Here is a 13,711-nt window from a genome sequence, read left to right as displayed (position 1 = left end):
CGTAAACTTGAGGTGTTATGACCAACGTCAGTGAAACACCCACCCTCATCCCTCATTCGGATGCTGCTGTGGACGAATCTGGCCGCGTTCGCACCTACGAGGTGCGCACTTTCGGTTGCCAAATGAACGTTCACGATAGTGAACGTTTGGCGGGTGCCATGGAAGCTGCTGGTTATGTGAAGTTTGATCTTGCTGCCGAAGCTGAGGCAAACCCTGACCTCAAGCGCAGTGCAAGTTCTGCTCAGCCCGATGTTGTTGTGATCAACACCTGTGCGGTTCGTGAGAACGCAGATAACAAGCTCTATGGAAACCTAGGTCACCTGGCTCGTGTCAAAGAAAAACACGAAGGTCTGCAGATTGCTGTGGGTGGATGTTTAGCCCAGAAAGATCAAGCGCTTCTTCTCAAGAAGGCTCCCTGGGTTGACGTCGTATTTGGAACACACAACATGGGTTCTCTGCCGCGGTTGTTGGAGCGTTCGCGCCATAACCACACAGCAGAGCTCGAGATTCTGGAATCTCTAGAGACGTTCCCATCTACGCTGCCGACGAAGCGAGATTCCACCTACTCCGGCTGGGTATCGATCTCGGTGGGCTGTAACAATACCTGCACGTTCTGCATTGTGCCGAGCTTGCGAGGCAAGGAACGTGACCGCCGTCCCGGCGAGGTACTCAACGAAGTCAAAGCCTTAGTTGATCAAGGTGCGATTGAGGTCACTTTGCTTGGTCAAAACGTCAACACCTACGGTGTTGAATTTGGCGACAAGGGTGCTTTTGCGAAGCTGCTTCGAGCCTGTGGCCAGATTGAAGGGTTGGAGCGGGTTCGATTCACCAGTCCTCACCCGGCGGCATTCACCGATGATGTCATTGAGGCCATGGCCGACACTCCTAACGTCATGCCCCAGCTCCACATGCCCTTGCAGTCTGGCTCAGACAGAGTACTCAAAGCCATGCGCCGGAGCTATCGCAGTGAGAAGTTCCTCAACATTTTGGAGAAGGTGCGGGTGGCAATGCCACACGCTGCCATTAGCACCGACATCATCGTGGGTTTTCCCGGAGAGACCGAGGAAGATTTCGAAGAGACCTTGCGAGTGGTGCGGGAAGCTCGCTTCGCCACAGCGTTTACTTTCCAATATTCCAAGCGCCCCGGAACGCCGGCAGCGGAGATGGAAGGACAACTCCCGAAGGCGGTTGTCCAAGAACGTTATGAACGTCTCCTTGCACTGCAAAACGACATCGCCTGGCAAGAAAATAAGGCGCAGATTGGCCGAGAGGTTCATGTTCTCGTGGCTAATGGCGAAGGCCGTAAAGACAGCGCCACAGAACGCATGAGTGGCCGTGCAGAAGATTCTCGTCTGGTTCACTTTGAAGTGACCCCGGGCAGTGAGATTCCTCGTCCCGGTGACATTGTCACGGTCACGATTACAGAAGCAGCTCCATTCCACCTTCTTGCAGATGACCCCTCGGGCGCACCCATTAAAGTTCGTCGAACCATTGCCGGAGATGCATGGGATCGTGAACAAGCGGAGAGCTGTGGAGTTCCCAGTACAGGTGGGGCAAAGAACCTTGGTTCTACCTCGATTCCACTCGTGGGTCTCGGGATGCCGACCATCCGAGTGGCAACCACGCCGATCTACGATCCCGAAGACGGGCAGCGCTAGCGTGAATGCTTCGGCCCACATTCTGGCGATTGTGGGAGCCACCGGCACGGGAAAGTCGGATCTGTCACTCGACATTGCTGGGGCACTTGCAGCGCGGGGGATGGGCGCAGAGATTGTCAATGCGGATGCGATGCAGCTTTATGCAGGCATGGATATTGGAACGGCCAAACTTTCCGTTTCTGAACGTCGGGGGATACCGCATCACATGCTGGACGTCTGGGACGTCACCCGGGAAGCTGCCGTTGCCGACTATCAAGCTCAAGCACGTGAAGTTATCGAAGAAATTACGTCACGAGGAAACGTTGCCATTCTGGTCGGCGGCTCGGGGCTCTATGTGAGCAGTGTGCTCTTTGATTTTGAATTCCCTGGCCATGACGACGTTGTTCGGGAGCGTCTCGAAGCAGAGTTAGCAGAACTGGGCCCTGGAATCCTTTTTCAACGCTTGCAGCAGAGTGCTCCGGAGGCGGCTGCCCGCATTGATGAGCACAACAGTCGTCGCGTGGTTCGCGCGTTAGAGGTACTGGAAGTTACCGGCAACACGGCAGCTCTGGGCACTCTGCCCGAAGAGCCTGTCTATTGGAAGCCCGCCGTGATCGTGGGACTCCAGGAGGAACGAGACATCCTCACCTCGCGCTTGGACCACCGTGTTCTGAAGATGTGGGAACAGGGGCTCGTCGACGAAGTGAAAGGTCTTATCCCTGCCGGTATTGAGCGAGGTGTCACCGCTGGACGGGCTATCGGCTATGCCCAAGCACTGGCACAGATTGCTGGAACCATGTCTGAAGCCGAGGCGATCGAACAGACACAGTCCATCACTCGTCGCTATGCAAGGCGGCAAGTGAGCTGGTTCAAGCGCTATGCAGACCTGCAGTGGCTTCCTGCCGGTGACAAACAGAATGTGGCACACGTTCTGGCCGCGCTGAGCCTTTAGGCTAAGAGGTATGGCCTTCTCGCTACATTTCACTAAAGGACACGGAACCGGCAACGATTTCGTTCTCTATAGCGACCCCGAGGGCGAATTACCACTGACTCCAAGCCAAATTGCGGCCCTGTGTGACCGCCACTTCGGAATCGGTGCAGATGGGCTGATTCGTGCGGTGAAAAGCAGCAAGCTCAATCGCAAACATGAACCTGGCCAAATCGTGGATGATCCCGCCGGTGCACACGCTTTGGCTGAAGACTCGGCTGCTGAGTGGTTTATGGACTATTACAACTCGGATGGCTCTCTGAGTGAGATGTGTGGCAACGGTATTCGCGTGTATGCCAAATACCTGCTCGAGACCGGGCTTGCCTCGATCAATCCCGGAGAAACTCTTCCCATTGGTACGCGTGCCGGTGTCCGGGACCTCACTGCCCAAGGAACTCAGTTCCAGGTCGATATGGGGCGTTGGAGTTTTGAAGGCGGAGAACCGGTGGTCAAGGTGGAGGGTGTTCCTGTTGCCCGCCCCGGTATTGGAATCAGCGTGGGCAACCCCCATGTTGTTGCCGCGTTTGCGGATGACGGTGAGCTAGATGCTGCGAACTTGAGCACGGCACCACGTCTGGAGCCTGTATTGCCTGATGGCGCAAATGTGGAACTCGTTGTTCCACGCGACCCTCTGGTCAAAGACGGGGTTGGCCATATTCGTATGCGCGTTCACGAACGTGGTTCCGGTGAGACATTATCCTGCGGTACTGGAGTTGTTGCTGCAGCGCTGGCGACACGACACTGGGCAGGGGAAGGTGCGCCCCACAACTGGCGTGTGGATGTTCCGGGGGGAACTTTGGCTGTTCGTATGTTCCCCACGGAAGAGGGCGAACACGTTGCCCTGTCTGGACCTGCTGAATTGGTTTACACCGGAACGGTCGAAATTGCGTAGTCACCGCGTGTTCCGAACCGCCGCGATGGGTGTTGCGGTTGCCGCCGTATTGACACTGTCTGCCTGTGACCAGGTCCCCAGTTTCAACGGAGATGACAGGGCATCCAACACTGCTGCGTGTGAATCCATTGCTCAAACGTGGGAAACCGCAAACGCCGCATTGAAGTCCGGAGATCTTTTGCAGTTGCCCACGGCGTTTGCTGCACTTCCTGGTCAAGTGGATGAGGCCCTGGCCCTAGCCACAGATAAGCCTCTTGCTGCCGCATTGACCAGCCTGAAAGCAAATGCGGAGTTCGTCGTCGCTGGAAATCAGCCAGATCTGCCCGGAATTATCAGCTCGGCAGTAGGAATTTCTGCTCGCTGTGCTGTTCTCGGGGCTGCGGTGAATCTGGAGATACCTCAGCTCCCTTAGGCGTTGCGCGTCACTTTGATGATGCGGAAGCCTTTACGGGTATCTTCCCGAACCACGGCGTGCGTGGCTGCGAACTCGGTACCCAGCCACTTCTCGAACGAATCTGCACCCAGGTGCTTGGCTACCACCAGATATGCCTCCCCATTGAGGTTGAGGCGGGGGAGCCAGGTCGTCATGATGTCGTGTAACTCGGACTTGCCCACGCGAATGGGTGGGTTAGACCAGATGAGGTCAAAGCGAAGATCTGCAGCAACCTCTGTAGGCGTGCAGACAACGATGTTCTCGAGGCCCAAACGGGCTGCGTTGCGCCTCGTGAGCTCGAGCGCGCGCTCGTTGACGTCCACAGCATAGATCTGTGCTCCAGGGGCCTCAAGGGACAACGTGAGCGCTAAGGGACCCCAGCCGCAACCCAGATCGAGGAATGTTCCTGACTCGGGCGGTACGGGAACGCTGTAGAGCAGTTGTTCGGTACCTGCATCAATGTGATCGGGGCTGAAGATGCTCCCCGCGGTTTCTACCGTGTAATCAGCATGGGCGAGACGCACAGAGATCTCTGTGGATCGGAACTCACCTGCGGGTTGTGCCGAAAAGTAGTGTTCGGTCTTCTCTTCGGGCATGACTACAGGCTAACCCACTGTGACATTCCAGGAACCCGATGCCTGAACGGTGACAACAGAGGGTCCCGCCGAAATGGGGCTCGTTTGGTTGACCATTGTGGGAGAGTTCACCAATGTCAGGGCAGTGACATTTGGACCAAAGTATTGGGTCACGACAATTCCCTGGTTCGGGGTGAAGGTCTGTGCACGGAGTGTGCTTGCGGCTCCGGGGTAGAGGTACACCATGTCGTTGGTAGTGTCACTCACGGTGGTCAGGGGGCCTTGTGGCGCCGAAGACACCGGAGAAATTAATACCGACCAGGTCACGTCTGCGGTGGTTGTGACCTTGAGGGCGTCGGGTACCTGACCGGCAGTTGTGGTCAGGCCAAATGCGGTGATTCCGGTATAGGAGCCGTCACTATCCACCAACGTGTCGATGACTGTTCCGTCTTTCGTGATGACTTCAACAGTGAAAGGGGCGTTCACAATGCTGGTGGTGTCAATCTTGACGACACCGGCGGTGATGTTATCCCCGAAGTTGATGACGTGACTGTTGGTCAGGTTCCTGTTGCTTACCGGCGTGAAGGTTCCATAGGTCTTATCAGCCCACGTCGAAATGGGGACGATGGTGGGAGTCGGGCTGGGAGTGGGTGTTGGCTTTACCGTGGGGGTCTGTGTCGGCGTCGGCGTCACGGTAGGTGTAGCGGATTTGGTCGGCGTGGCCGTGGGGTGTGGAGTTGGCGTAACCGTGGGTATGCCTGTGTTCGTTGGTGTGGGGGAAGGCTTCTGTGAGTTTGCAACCGAAATACTGACAACCACAATCACGATGACGGCGATGATGGCGCTGACAATAATCCATGCCATCCGGGAAGACGAGTTTGTGGGTGTTGTGTTACTCATGTCAGTTGCTCCTCATTGCGGACTCGATATGTGACCGCCCGATGAATATGTTAGCGAGTAAGTAACTCGGGGGTTGGTGGCCCGGCACACCCTTTGGTGGGGCAGCCGTCATCGGGAGCACCGGGGTACATCATGCACCCACCCAACACGATTTCACCCCGGGAAACTTGTTCAAAAGCATCGGGGGCAGGGAAACCATACACAATCGGCACCAGGAGTGCTCCACAGTGGGGACAAGATGCGGGGGTCATTGTGGTCTCAGGCAACATAGCCACACACTAGCCGAGTACTGCGGTGGGGATTCCCAGCTAGCACCGTTATCTTTGAAGTAATGAGTACAGAACCCACCGACGATGTCATCGACCGCGTGCTCGCGCGCGCCGGAAAGAGTGATCGGGCTCGGGTGTCCGTTTTTTCTTCCGGCAAAGCTCAGGCGCTCAGTGATGATTCGGATATTCGTCATGATGAAAGCTTTGATGGGGCACAGCAAGATCTTGCAGACCGCATTTCTTTGCGCCGAGTTCAGGGGCTCTCCACCGAACTCGAGGATGTTACCGAGGTTGAATATCGCCAGGTCCGTCTGGAGAATGTTGTCCTGATAGGTGTCTATCCCAAGGGACAGGTGGAGGAAGGCGAAAATTCGTTGCGCGAACTTGCGGCACTGTGTGAAACAGCTGGTGCCACGGTTCTGGACGGTGTCATGCAAATGCGCCCCATGCCAGATCCTGCAACCTACTTAGGTCGTGGAAAAGTTTCTGAACTAGCTGACCTTGTTGCCGCTCTCGGCGCTGACACTGTTGTGGCAGATACCGAATTGGCTCCCTCGCAGCGCCGTGCGCTGGAAGACGAGGTCAAGGTCAAAGTGATTGACCGCACCGCGGTCATTCTGGATATCTTCAGCCAGCATGCCAAGAGCCGTGAGGGTAAAGCCCAAGTGGAACTTGCCCAGATGCAATACATGCTTCCCCGCCTGCGCGGGTGGGGTGAATCCATGTCTCGCCAGGCTGGTGGACAGGTGGGTAGCGCGGGTGCCGGTATGGGATCTCGTGGTCCTGGTGAAACCAAGATCGAGCTCGACCGCCGACGCATCAATACGCGCATGGCCAAATTACGCAAGCAAATAGAAGCAATGAAACCAGCGCGCGATACCAAGCGCGCTAATCGCAAACGAAACAGTGTTCCATCCGTTGCGATCACCGGCTATACCAATGCCGGAAAATCCTCACTGCTCAACCGCATTACCCGCGCGGGAGTGTTGGTGGAGAACGCTCTGTTTGCCACATTGGATGCCACCGTGCGCCAGGCCAAGACGGAAGACGGTCGCAACTACACCTTGGTCGACACCGTGGGGTTTGTTCGTAACCTTCCCCACCAGCTCGTCGAGGCGTTCCGTTCCACCATTGAGGAGGTCGCTGATGCAGACCTCATCGTGCACGTCGTGGATGGTTCACACCCGGATCCTGCCTCCCAAATTCGCACCGTGCGCGACGTGATCGGTGAAGCAGGGGCCTCTGATATTCCAGAGCTTGTTGTGTTCAACAAGAGTGATCTGATCGATGACAATGACCGCTTGTTATTGCGCGGGCTGGAACCCACTGCCGTTTTTGCTTCTGCCCGCACGGGTGAGGGGATTGAGGAGGTTCTGCGCATCATCGCTGAACGTATTCCCACCCCTGACGTTCCCTTGAGCTTGCTTGTCCCGTATGAGCGCGGTGACGTGGTTTCTGCCCTGCACGCACGTGCAGTGGTGGACTCCACCGAGTATGAAGAGGGCGGAACCAGGCTTCATGTCAGGGTCAAGCATGCTGACCTGCCCCAATTCGACGAATTCGTGGACTAGATCTCTACAGGACCTTAAATTCTTTGAATTGTGCAGCTAACCCTGCGCCATCGGGGGAATACACCCAGGGCGCATCTCCGGCTTGAATGTGTTCTTCCGCCTTCTTGCGTCCACCGGCCAGTACTGCTTCACCGTTTGAGAGTTGGCGAATAGCGACAGCTTTCACGCTCGCGGGGTATTCCTTTTCAAACTCTGCATAGATTGCTTCGTCATGCTGGCCGTCATCGCCCACCAAAATCCACTTGATGTGAGGGAATTCGTTCGCTAGGCGACGGAGTTGTGTTTCTTTATGCTGCCGGCCCGAACGGAACATACGGTCGCGCGTGGGACCCCAGTCGGTGAGAAGAAGTGTGCCCTGGGGGTAGAGGTTGCGTCCCAGGAATCGGCGCAGCGTCGGCGCCACATTCCATGCCCCTGTCGACAGATAGACAACCGGCATCCCTTCTGAAATCTGGGCGACCCGAGACAGGAATACTGCCATGCCAGGGGTTGGAACGCGGGCATGCTCATCGAGCACGAAAGAATTCCAGGCCGCCAAGAATGGACGTGGAAGAGCCGTCACCATGACGGTGTCGTCGACATCGCAGACAAGGCCAATCCTGGCGTCGGGGGAAACCACGTGAATCTGTGCTTCGGCCACTTCAGAATCTTCTGCCTGGAGTTGCACGGTGTGCATTCCGGGGGAGAGGCTCATTTCGATATGGGTATCCACCACGCCACCACGGTCAGCCTTGACAACCATTTCGTGGCCGTTGATGCGGATGGTGACAATGACTTCGTTGATGGGCACAGAGGTAAACGAACGCCACCCTCGAACACTTTCTGAACGCTTGCGCATCTTGCGTGCTGCACGAGAACCAGGCCGTGGGTTTTTGGTGAGAAGTACACGGGCTAAGACCCGAACCCACTCGGTGTTGCCATAACCGGGGTAGGGGACAACGGTGACCGCATAATTACGTTTACGTACACGCTTTTCCCGGTATGCATGCATCCGGTCCTCGATGCGAGCTGCACGGTGCATGACGTCTTGAGACAGCTCTGCAGCGCTGGAAGTTTTTCTCGAGGTCACGACGTTTAGTTTGTCAGAGTTTTAGGAACCCAGAGGGTCTTCGACAGTCCGAGCGTCCTTGTCGCCGGGCTCGTCCATGTACTGCTCTTGGGTTTTCTCTATCCGCTTCTTGATCAGAGAGACCACCACAATGAACGTCACGATGATGCCGATGAATGCCCACCCCGCCCACTCATACTTACTCGCAAATGCTTGGTATTGATCCTTGAGCACGGCGGCAATGGTGACATATACAAAGGTCCAGAGGATACAGGCAGCCCCGGTCCACAGGATGAATGTCTTGTAGGTCATCTTGGTCATGCCCACGGTCAACGGCACAAGCGAATGCAGAATAGGCAGGAAGCGACTGAGAAAAACCGCTATCCCACCACGACGGTCGATGTAGTTCTCCGCCTGTTCCCAACGGTGGGGACCGATTTTGCGTCCCAGCCAACTCTTTCGAATTCGAGGACCGAAGTATTTGCCGACGAAAAATCCGATGGTTTCTCCTGTGAGGGAGCCCACAATCACCATAACCACCATGAAAATATATTCCGGCAGGTTCGTGATGGCGGTACTCGAGACCAGAACAACGGTGTCTCCGGGAATGATTAACCCGACCAGAAAGGATGTTTCTAGCATGATGAACAGGGCAGAAAGTAACGTCCTGGTCACGGGGTCAATCGACGCCACAGTGCTCAGAATGGTGTTAATAATCTCGTTCATCAGGCCTCAGATATGTTCTCGAACTGGGACTCGTAACTTTCACGCAGAGCAGCAAACCGGGTGGGGTTCAGTGCGACCAGTGGTCCCTCTCTCCACTGAGTGACAGCGCGGACTCCGTGAAGTGCATTCAGAGCATAAATCTCCCTGTTGGATAAATCCTGAGGTGTTGCCCAACGTTCGGTGAGGGATGTGCCTTCGGCTTTCAACAGTTCAGAAACGAGTGCCACGGTCACGCTGTCTACGCGAATAGCTTCAGCCGGTGGAATCACAGCTGTATCCCCGTCAAACCACAGCAGACATGTTGTGCTGCCATCAATAACCCTGCCCTGAGCGTCCACTATGACGGCGTCATCAGCACCCTGGGCCTGCGCGAGTTTGCGCAGCTCGGTGAGCGCAGGAATGTCAGGACCTTTGAGAGCTGGCTCGGTGCGGGGGTCACACGTTGCGGTGGCAAGAACGATGTGTTCTTTCAGAGCGGGGGCGGGACGAACCCAGAGTTCCAGCTCGCCGCGTTCTGTGAGGTCAATCCGGGGGAAGTACACACCCGTTTTCGGCAGAGTAACGGTGACCGCGTCAAGGAAAGTATCCACGGGGCGGACAAGACCTTGGGTTGTGGCGGAGGTGGCGAAACGGTCCAGATGACGGGCGAAGCCCGCAACCTGTCCTGCACGCAACAGAAAAGAATCAGCCACATAGAGCGGGATCATGGGTGCGCCGGAGATGTCAACGAGCTCACTGCCGTTCCAGCGATAACGTAAGACATCCACAGCCCTAGGCTAGTACGGTGACCCGGCAACTACAGCGAGCCAGACTGGCGCAATGGCGAGATCCCGCCGCTGTCTATGCCGAGCTCGCCGCGGAAGCGGTCGCAGCCGTGTGGTTGGACGCCGGCCCTTATGCCACAGATGGTCTGTCTTACATCGGAATTCCTTCCACTGCGCCCCTCACTGAATCTGTTGAGCACGGTGATGTCACGATCTTTGAGCGTCTTCGTGCTGCACTCGAGCACGATTCCGCAGTGGATACCACTGTCGCTCGCGAAGATGGTTTTGCGCTCGGCTGGGTGGGCTGGTTCGGGTATGAACTGGCATCGCACACCGCAGGGGTTCCCACCTCTGAAGCCGCTACTCCTGATGCGGCGTTTGTCTATCTTGACTGGGCCCTCGAGTTTGATCATGAGTTCCGCACCTGTGATCTGATCCTGCTGGGCAGTCACGATGAGTGCGCGCGGAAACTCGGGAATCTTGAAACACAGCTGGCAGATGCACTCCCCCCGACGCCACTGCCTGCTTCAGCCGTCACACCTGAGCGTGTGAGATGGCGTCACTCGGCCACTCGATATCAAGAACTTGTGCTCGCCTGTCTTGCGGCCATCACGGCCGGAGATGCGTATCAACTCTGTTTGACCAATGAAGTCCACGTTTCAGGTGAGTTCACTGCACTCGAGGTCTATCTCAGGCTTCGACAAGAAAACCCCAGCCACCATGGCGGTTTGCTTCTCATCGGAGGGGTTGCGTTGCTGTCCTCCAGCCCAGAAGTGTTCCTTCGTGTAGATGCATCAGGTCACCTCACCACCAAGCCCATCAAGGGCACCAGGGCGCGAAGCCACGACCAAGCTCTCGATGACGCGCTCGCCGCGGAATTGATCTCCAGCGACAAAGAACGTGCGGAGAATCTCATGATTGTCGATCTCATGCGTAATGACGTTGGCCGTGTGGCCGAGCTAGGAAGCGTCCACGTGGACACCTTGCTCGAAGTCGAAAGCTATGAAAATGTCCACCAGCTCGTCTCGACGGTCTCCGCCCAACTGGCCGCAGGTTTCAGCGCTGTCGACGCCATCGAGGTGTGTTTCCCTGCCGGTTCTATGACGGGGGCGCCCAAGATCAGCGCTATGAACATTTTGCACAAACTTGAACAAGGTCCGCGTGGGATGTATGCCGGTGCCTTTGGGTACCTCGGTATCGATGGCACAGCTAATCTAGCCATGGTGATTCGCAGTATCGTATTGACCTCCCAGGGGGCCTCAATCGGCACCGGCGGTGGAATCACAAGTGGATCTATCCCCCAAGCGGAATTAGAGGAGACTTGGGTCAAGGTTGCTCCCTTGCTGCGCGCACTCGGGGTGGAGTCAACCGAGTATTCTTAGAAGGATGTCTGAGAACGAGGGCGCGACCTATAACTTCGCGGAAATTCAAGAAAAGTGGCTACCGATCTGGGATGAGATCCAGCCATTCCGTTCTGACGACCCCACAGATGAACGTCCACGCAAGTATGTGCTGGACATGTTCCCCTACCCGTCGGGTGATCTTCACATGGGCCATGCCGAGGCATATGCCCTCGGTGACGTGATTGCCCGTTACTGGCGCCACCGTGACCACAATGTCTTGCACCCCATCGGCTGGGACTCCTTCGGACTTCCTGCTGAGAACGCGGCGATCAAGCGTGGACTGAACCCGGTCACCTGGACGTATGACAACATCGACCAGCAGAAGCGTTCGATGCGTCGCTACGCCACCAGTTTTGACTGGTCTCGAGTCATTCATACTTCGGACCCTGAGTACTACAAGTGGAACCAGTGGTTGTTCCTCGAGATGTACAAGAAGGGACTTGCCTACCGCAAGGACAGCTGGGTTAACTGGGACCCCGTAGACCAAACCGTTCTAGCCAACGAGCAGGTCATGCCCGATGGCACCTCTGAGCGCTCGGGTGCCATCGTGGTGAAGAAAAAGCTCACCCAGTGGTACTTCCGCATCACCGATTACGCGGACCGTTTGCTTGATGACCTCGATACTCTCGAAGGTCAGTGGCCCTCCAAAGTGCTCACCATGCAGCGCAACTGGATCGGTCGATCCATTGGTGCCGATGTGGACTTCGTGATCGAAGGTCGAGACACCCCCGTCACCGTGTTCACTACCCGCCCTGACACTTTGCATGGCGCAACTTTCATGGTTGTGGCTCCTGATGCTGACCTCGCCTCTGAGCTGGTCACCACGGTGGATCCAGAAATCCAGAAGGCCTTTGCTGACTACCTCACTGAGGTGCAGAAGGCCACAGAAATTGAGCGTCAGGCTACTGACCGTCCCAAGACAGGCGTTTTCCTGGGTCGTTACGCCATCAACCCCGTCAACGGTGAGCGTCTTCCTATTTGGGCTGCCGACTATGTCCTGGCAGACTACGGCCACGGAGCGGTCATGGCTGTCCCTGCCCATGATCAGCGTGACCTTGACTTCGCTCGCACCTACGACCTGCCCGTCAAGATTGTTGTGGATGTGCCCGCGGGTGTGGATGAGGACGGCAACGTACTGGATAACAACCCCGTGGTAACCGGTATCGCCACCGGCGGTGAAGGCAAGCTCATCAACTCTGGTGAACTCGATGGTCTGACGAAGAAGGATGCGATTGCTCGGGCGATCGAAATACTCGAAGCCCGCGGCACCGGTCAGGCTGCCAAGAACTTCCGTCTGCGCGACTGGCTTATCTCTCGTCAGCGGTACTGGGGGACACCTATCCCGATCATCCACGCCGCTGATGGCACGGAAATTCCCGTTCCGATGGACCAACTTCCTGTTGTGCTCCCTCCCACAGAGGGCCTTAACCTGCAGCCCAAGGGATCGTCTCCTCTGGGCGCTGCCGAGGATTGGGTCAATGTTGCCAACCCTCTTGATGGCACTCCTGCGCGCCGTGACCCCGACACCATGGACACCTTCGTGGATAGTTCTTGGTATTTCTTGCGCTTCCTTTCGCCCAATGACGATACTCAGGCTTTTGATCCTGCGGAAGCAAAGAAGTGGGCACCGGTTGACCAGTATGTCGGTGGTGTGACTCACGCCATTCTTCACCTGCTCTATGCGCGCTTTATTACGAAGGTGCTCTTTGACCTGGGCCACATCGACTTCGAAGAACCCTTCACGAACCTCCTCAATCAGGGCATGGTGTTGATGGAAGGCTCTGCAATGAGCAAGTCCAAGGGCAACATTGTGAAACTCTCTGAGCAGCTGGAAGAGCACGGTGTTGATGCTGTTCGTCTCACCATGGCCTTCGCAGGTCCTCCTGAGGACGACATTGACTGGGCAGATGTTTCCCCTGCAGCCAGCAACCGCTTCTTGGGCCGTGCGTGGCGTATTGCTCAGGATGTGACGAGTGCTCCCGGTGTTGACTTTGCTCGCGGAGACAAGACGCTGCGCAAGGCAACTCACCACCTCTTGGCTGAAGCGCCCGGATTGATCGAGAGCTTCAAGTTCAATGTTCTCGTGGCACGTTTGATGGAGCACGTGAACGTGACCCGCAAGGCGATTGACTCTGGCGTGGGCGCAGCTGATCCTGCAGTGCGGGAATCAGCGGAAACAATCGCCATGATGTTGGATCTCTACGCCCCTTACACTGCAGAAGACATGTGGGCAGCACTGGGACACCAGCCAGCCGTGGCGCACGCCGTGTGGCCTGCTGCAGATCCCGCCCTCCTGGTGCAGGAGTCGGTGACCTGTGTCGTTCAGGTCGATGGCAAGGTTCGTGATCGTCTCGACGTTTCTCCTGATATTTCAGAAGCGGACCTCGAATCACAGGCCCGCGTTCTCGCCGGTGTGGAACGCGCACTCGAAGGTCGCGAGATTGTGAACGTGATTGTGCGAGCACCCAAGATTGTGAGCATCGCCAGCAAGCCTACGGCGTAGGA

The 13,711-nt window shown here is 56.5% G+C and carries 13 protein-coding genes; 7 read left to right on the top strand and 6 right to left on the bottom strand.

The window, feature by feature from the left end; all coding sequences use genetic code 11:
• Nucleotides 1-17: 17 nt before the first annotated feature.
• The 4 genes from miaB to M2119_RS07070 are packed head-to-tail and all read left to right on the top strand — an operon-like array spanning nt 18 to nt 3,929.
• A complete protein-coding gene (gene miaB / locus M2119_RS07085; protein WP_280804232.1) occupies nt 18-1,658 on the top strand; it encodes a tRNA (N6-isopentenyl adenosine(37)-C2)-methylthiotransferase MiaB in 1,641 nt (546 codons plus the stop codon).
• 1 nt (nt 1,659) lies between these two features.
• A complete protein-coding gene (gene miaA, locus M2119_RS07080; protein WP_280804231.1) occupies nt 1,660-2,589 on the top strand; it encodes a tRNA (adenosine(37)-N6)-dimethylallyltransferase MiaA in 930 nt (309 codons plus the stop codon).
• 10 nt (nt 2,590-2,599) lie between these two features.
• The gene (gene dapF, locus M2119_RS07075) at nt 2,600-3,517 is read left to right on the top strand and encodes a diaminopimelate epimerase (RefSeq protein WP_280804230.1); all 918 of its coding nucleotides are present in this window, start codon (nt 2,600-2,602) and stop codon (nt 3,515-3,517) included.
• Between the two features lie 7 nt (nt 3,518-3,524).
• Complete coding sequence (locus M2119_RS07070; RefSeq protein WP_280804229.1) at nt 3,525-3,929, top strand: hypothetical protein; 405 nt, start codon at nt 3,525-3,527, stop codon at nt 3,927-3,929.
• Here M2119_RS07070 and M2119_RS07065 read toward each other — a convergent pair.
• Genes M2119_RS07065 through M2119_RS07055 form a run of 3 tightly spaced genes read right to left on the bottom strand, consistent with a single transcriptional unit; the run spans nt 3,926 to nt 5,676 of the window.
• A complete protein-coding gene (locus M2119_RS07065) occupies nt 3,926-4,546 on the bottom strand; it encodes a class I SAM-dependent methyltransferase (RefSeq protein WP_280804228.1) in 621 nt (206 codons plus the stop codon). The genes M2119_RS07070 and M2119_RS07065 overlap by 4 nt on opposite strands.
• A gap of 9 nt (nt 4,547-4,555) precedes the next feature.
• Nucleotides 4,556-5,425, bottom strand: coding sequence for a hypothetical protein (locus tag M2119_RS07060; protein WP_280804227.1), 870 nt, complete (start codon nt 5,423-5,425; stop codon nt 4,556-4,558).
• Between the two features lie 50 nt (nt 5,426-5,475).
• Nucleotides 5,476-5,676 (bottom strand): hypothetical protein, encoded by a 201-nt coding sequence (locus M2119_RS07055; RefSeq protein ID WP_280804226.1) that lies wholly within the window; start codon nt 5,674-5,676, stop codon nt 5,476-5,478.
• A gap of 80 nt (nt 5,677-5,756) precedes the next feature.
• On the opposite strand from M2119_RS07055, the gene hflX reads away from it, so the two are divergent.
• Nucleotides 5,757-7,265 carry a GTPase HflX gene (gene hflX / locus M2119_RS07050; protein WP_280804225.1) on the top strand — a complete coding sequence of 503 codons (1,509 nt, stop codon included), beginning with the start codon at nt 5,757-5,759 and terminating at the stop codon, nt 7,263-7,265.
• A 4-nt stretch (nt 7,266-7,269) separates the two neighbouring features.
• Here hflX and M2119_RS07045 read toward each other — a convergent pair whose 3' ends face one another.
• The 3 genes from M2119_RS07045 to M2119_RS07035 are packed head-to-tail and all read right to left on the bottom strand — an operon-like array spanning nt 7,270 to nt 9,806.
• Entirely contained in the window at nt 7,270-8,334 is a 1,065-nt protein-coding gene (locus M2119_RS07045; RefSeq protein ID WP_348520945.1) for an App1 family protein, read from the bottom strand.
• Nucleotides 8,335-8,355: 21 nt separating this feature from the next.
• The gene (locus M2119_RS07040) at nt 8,356-9,039 is read right to left on the bottom strand and encodes a DedA family protein (protein ID WP_280804224.1); all 684 of its coding nucleotides are present in this window, start codon (nt 9,037-9,039) and stop codon (nt 8,356-8,358) included.
• Nucleotides 9,039-9,806: an aminotransferase class IV gene (locus M2119_RS07035; RefSeq protein ID WP_280804223.1), complete on the bottom strand. Its 768-nt coding sequence runs from the start codon at nt 9,804-9,806 to the stop codon at nt 9,039-9,041. The genes M2119_RS07040 and M2119_RS07035 overlap by 1 nt, the downstream gene beginning before the upstream one ends.
• Before the next feature lie 17 nt (nt 9,807-9,823).
• Here M2119_RS07035 and M2119_RS07030 point away from each other — a divergent pair, with 17 nt between their 5' ends.
• Both M2119_RS07030 and leuS read left to right on the top strand, forming a co-directional pair.
• On the top strand, nt 9,824-11,185 hold the full coding sequence (locus M2119_RS07030; protein WP_280804222.1) for an anthranilate synthase component I family protein: 1,362 nt from the start codon (nt 9,824-9,826) through the stop codon (nt 11,183-11,185).
• A complete protein-coding gene (gene leuS, locus M2119_RS07025) occupies nt 11,178-13,709 on the top strand; it encodes a leucine--tRNA ligase (protein ID WP_432418518.1) in 2,532 nt (843 codons plus the stop codon). Before M2119_RS07030 ends, leuS begins: the two co-directional genes overlap by 8 nt.
• Nucleotides 13,710-13,711 lie beyond the last annotated feature (2 nt).

It is taken from the genome of Aurantimicrobium minutum (assembly GCF_029894165.1).
Classification (GTDB): Bacteria; Actinomycetota; Actinomycetes; order Actinomycetales; family Microbacteriaceae; genus Aurantimicrobium; species Aurantimicrobium minutum_A.
This window is presented reverse-complemented; position numbering and strand designations above follow the sequence as displayed.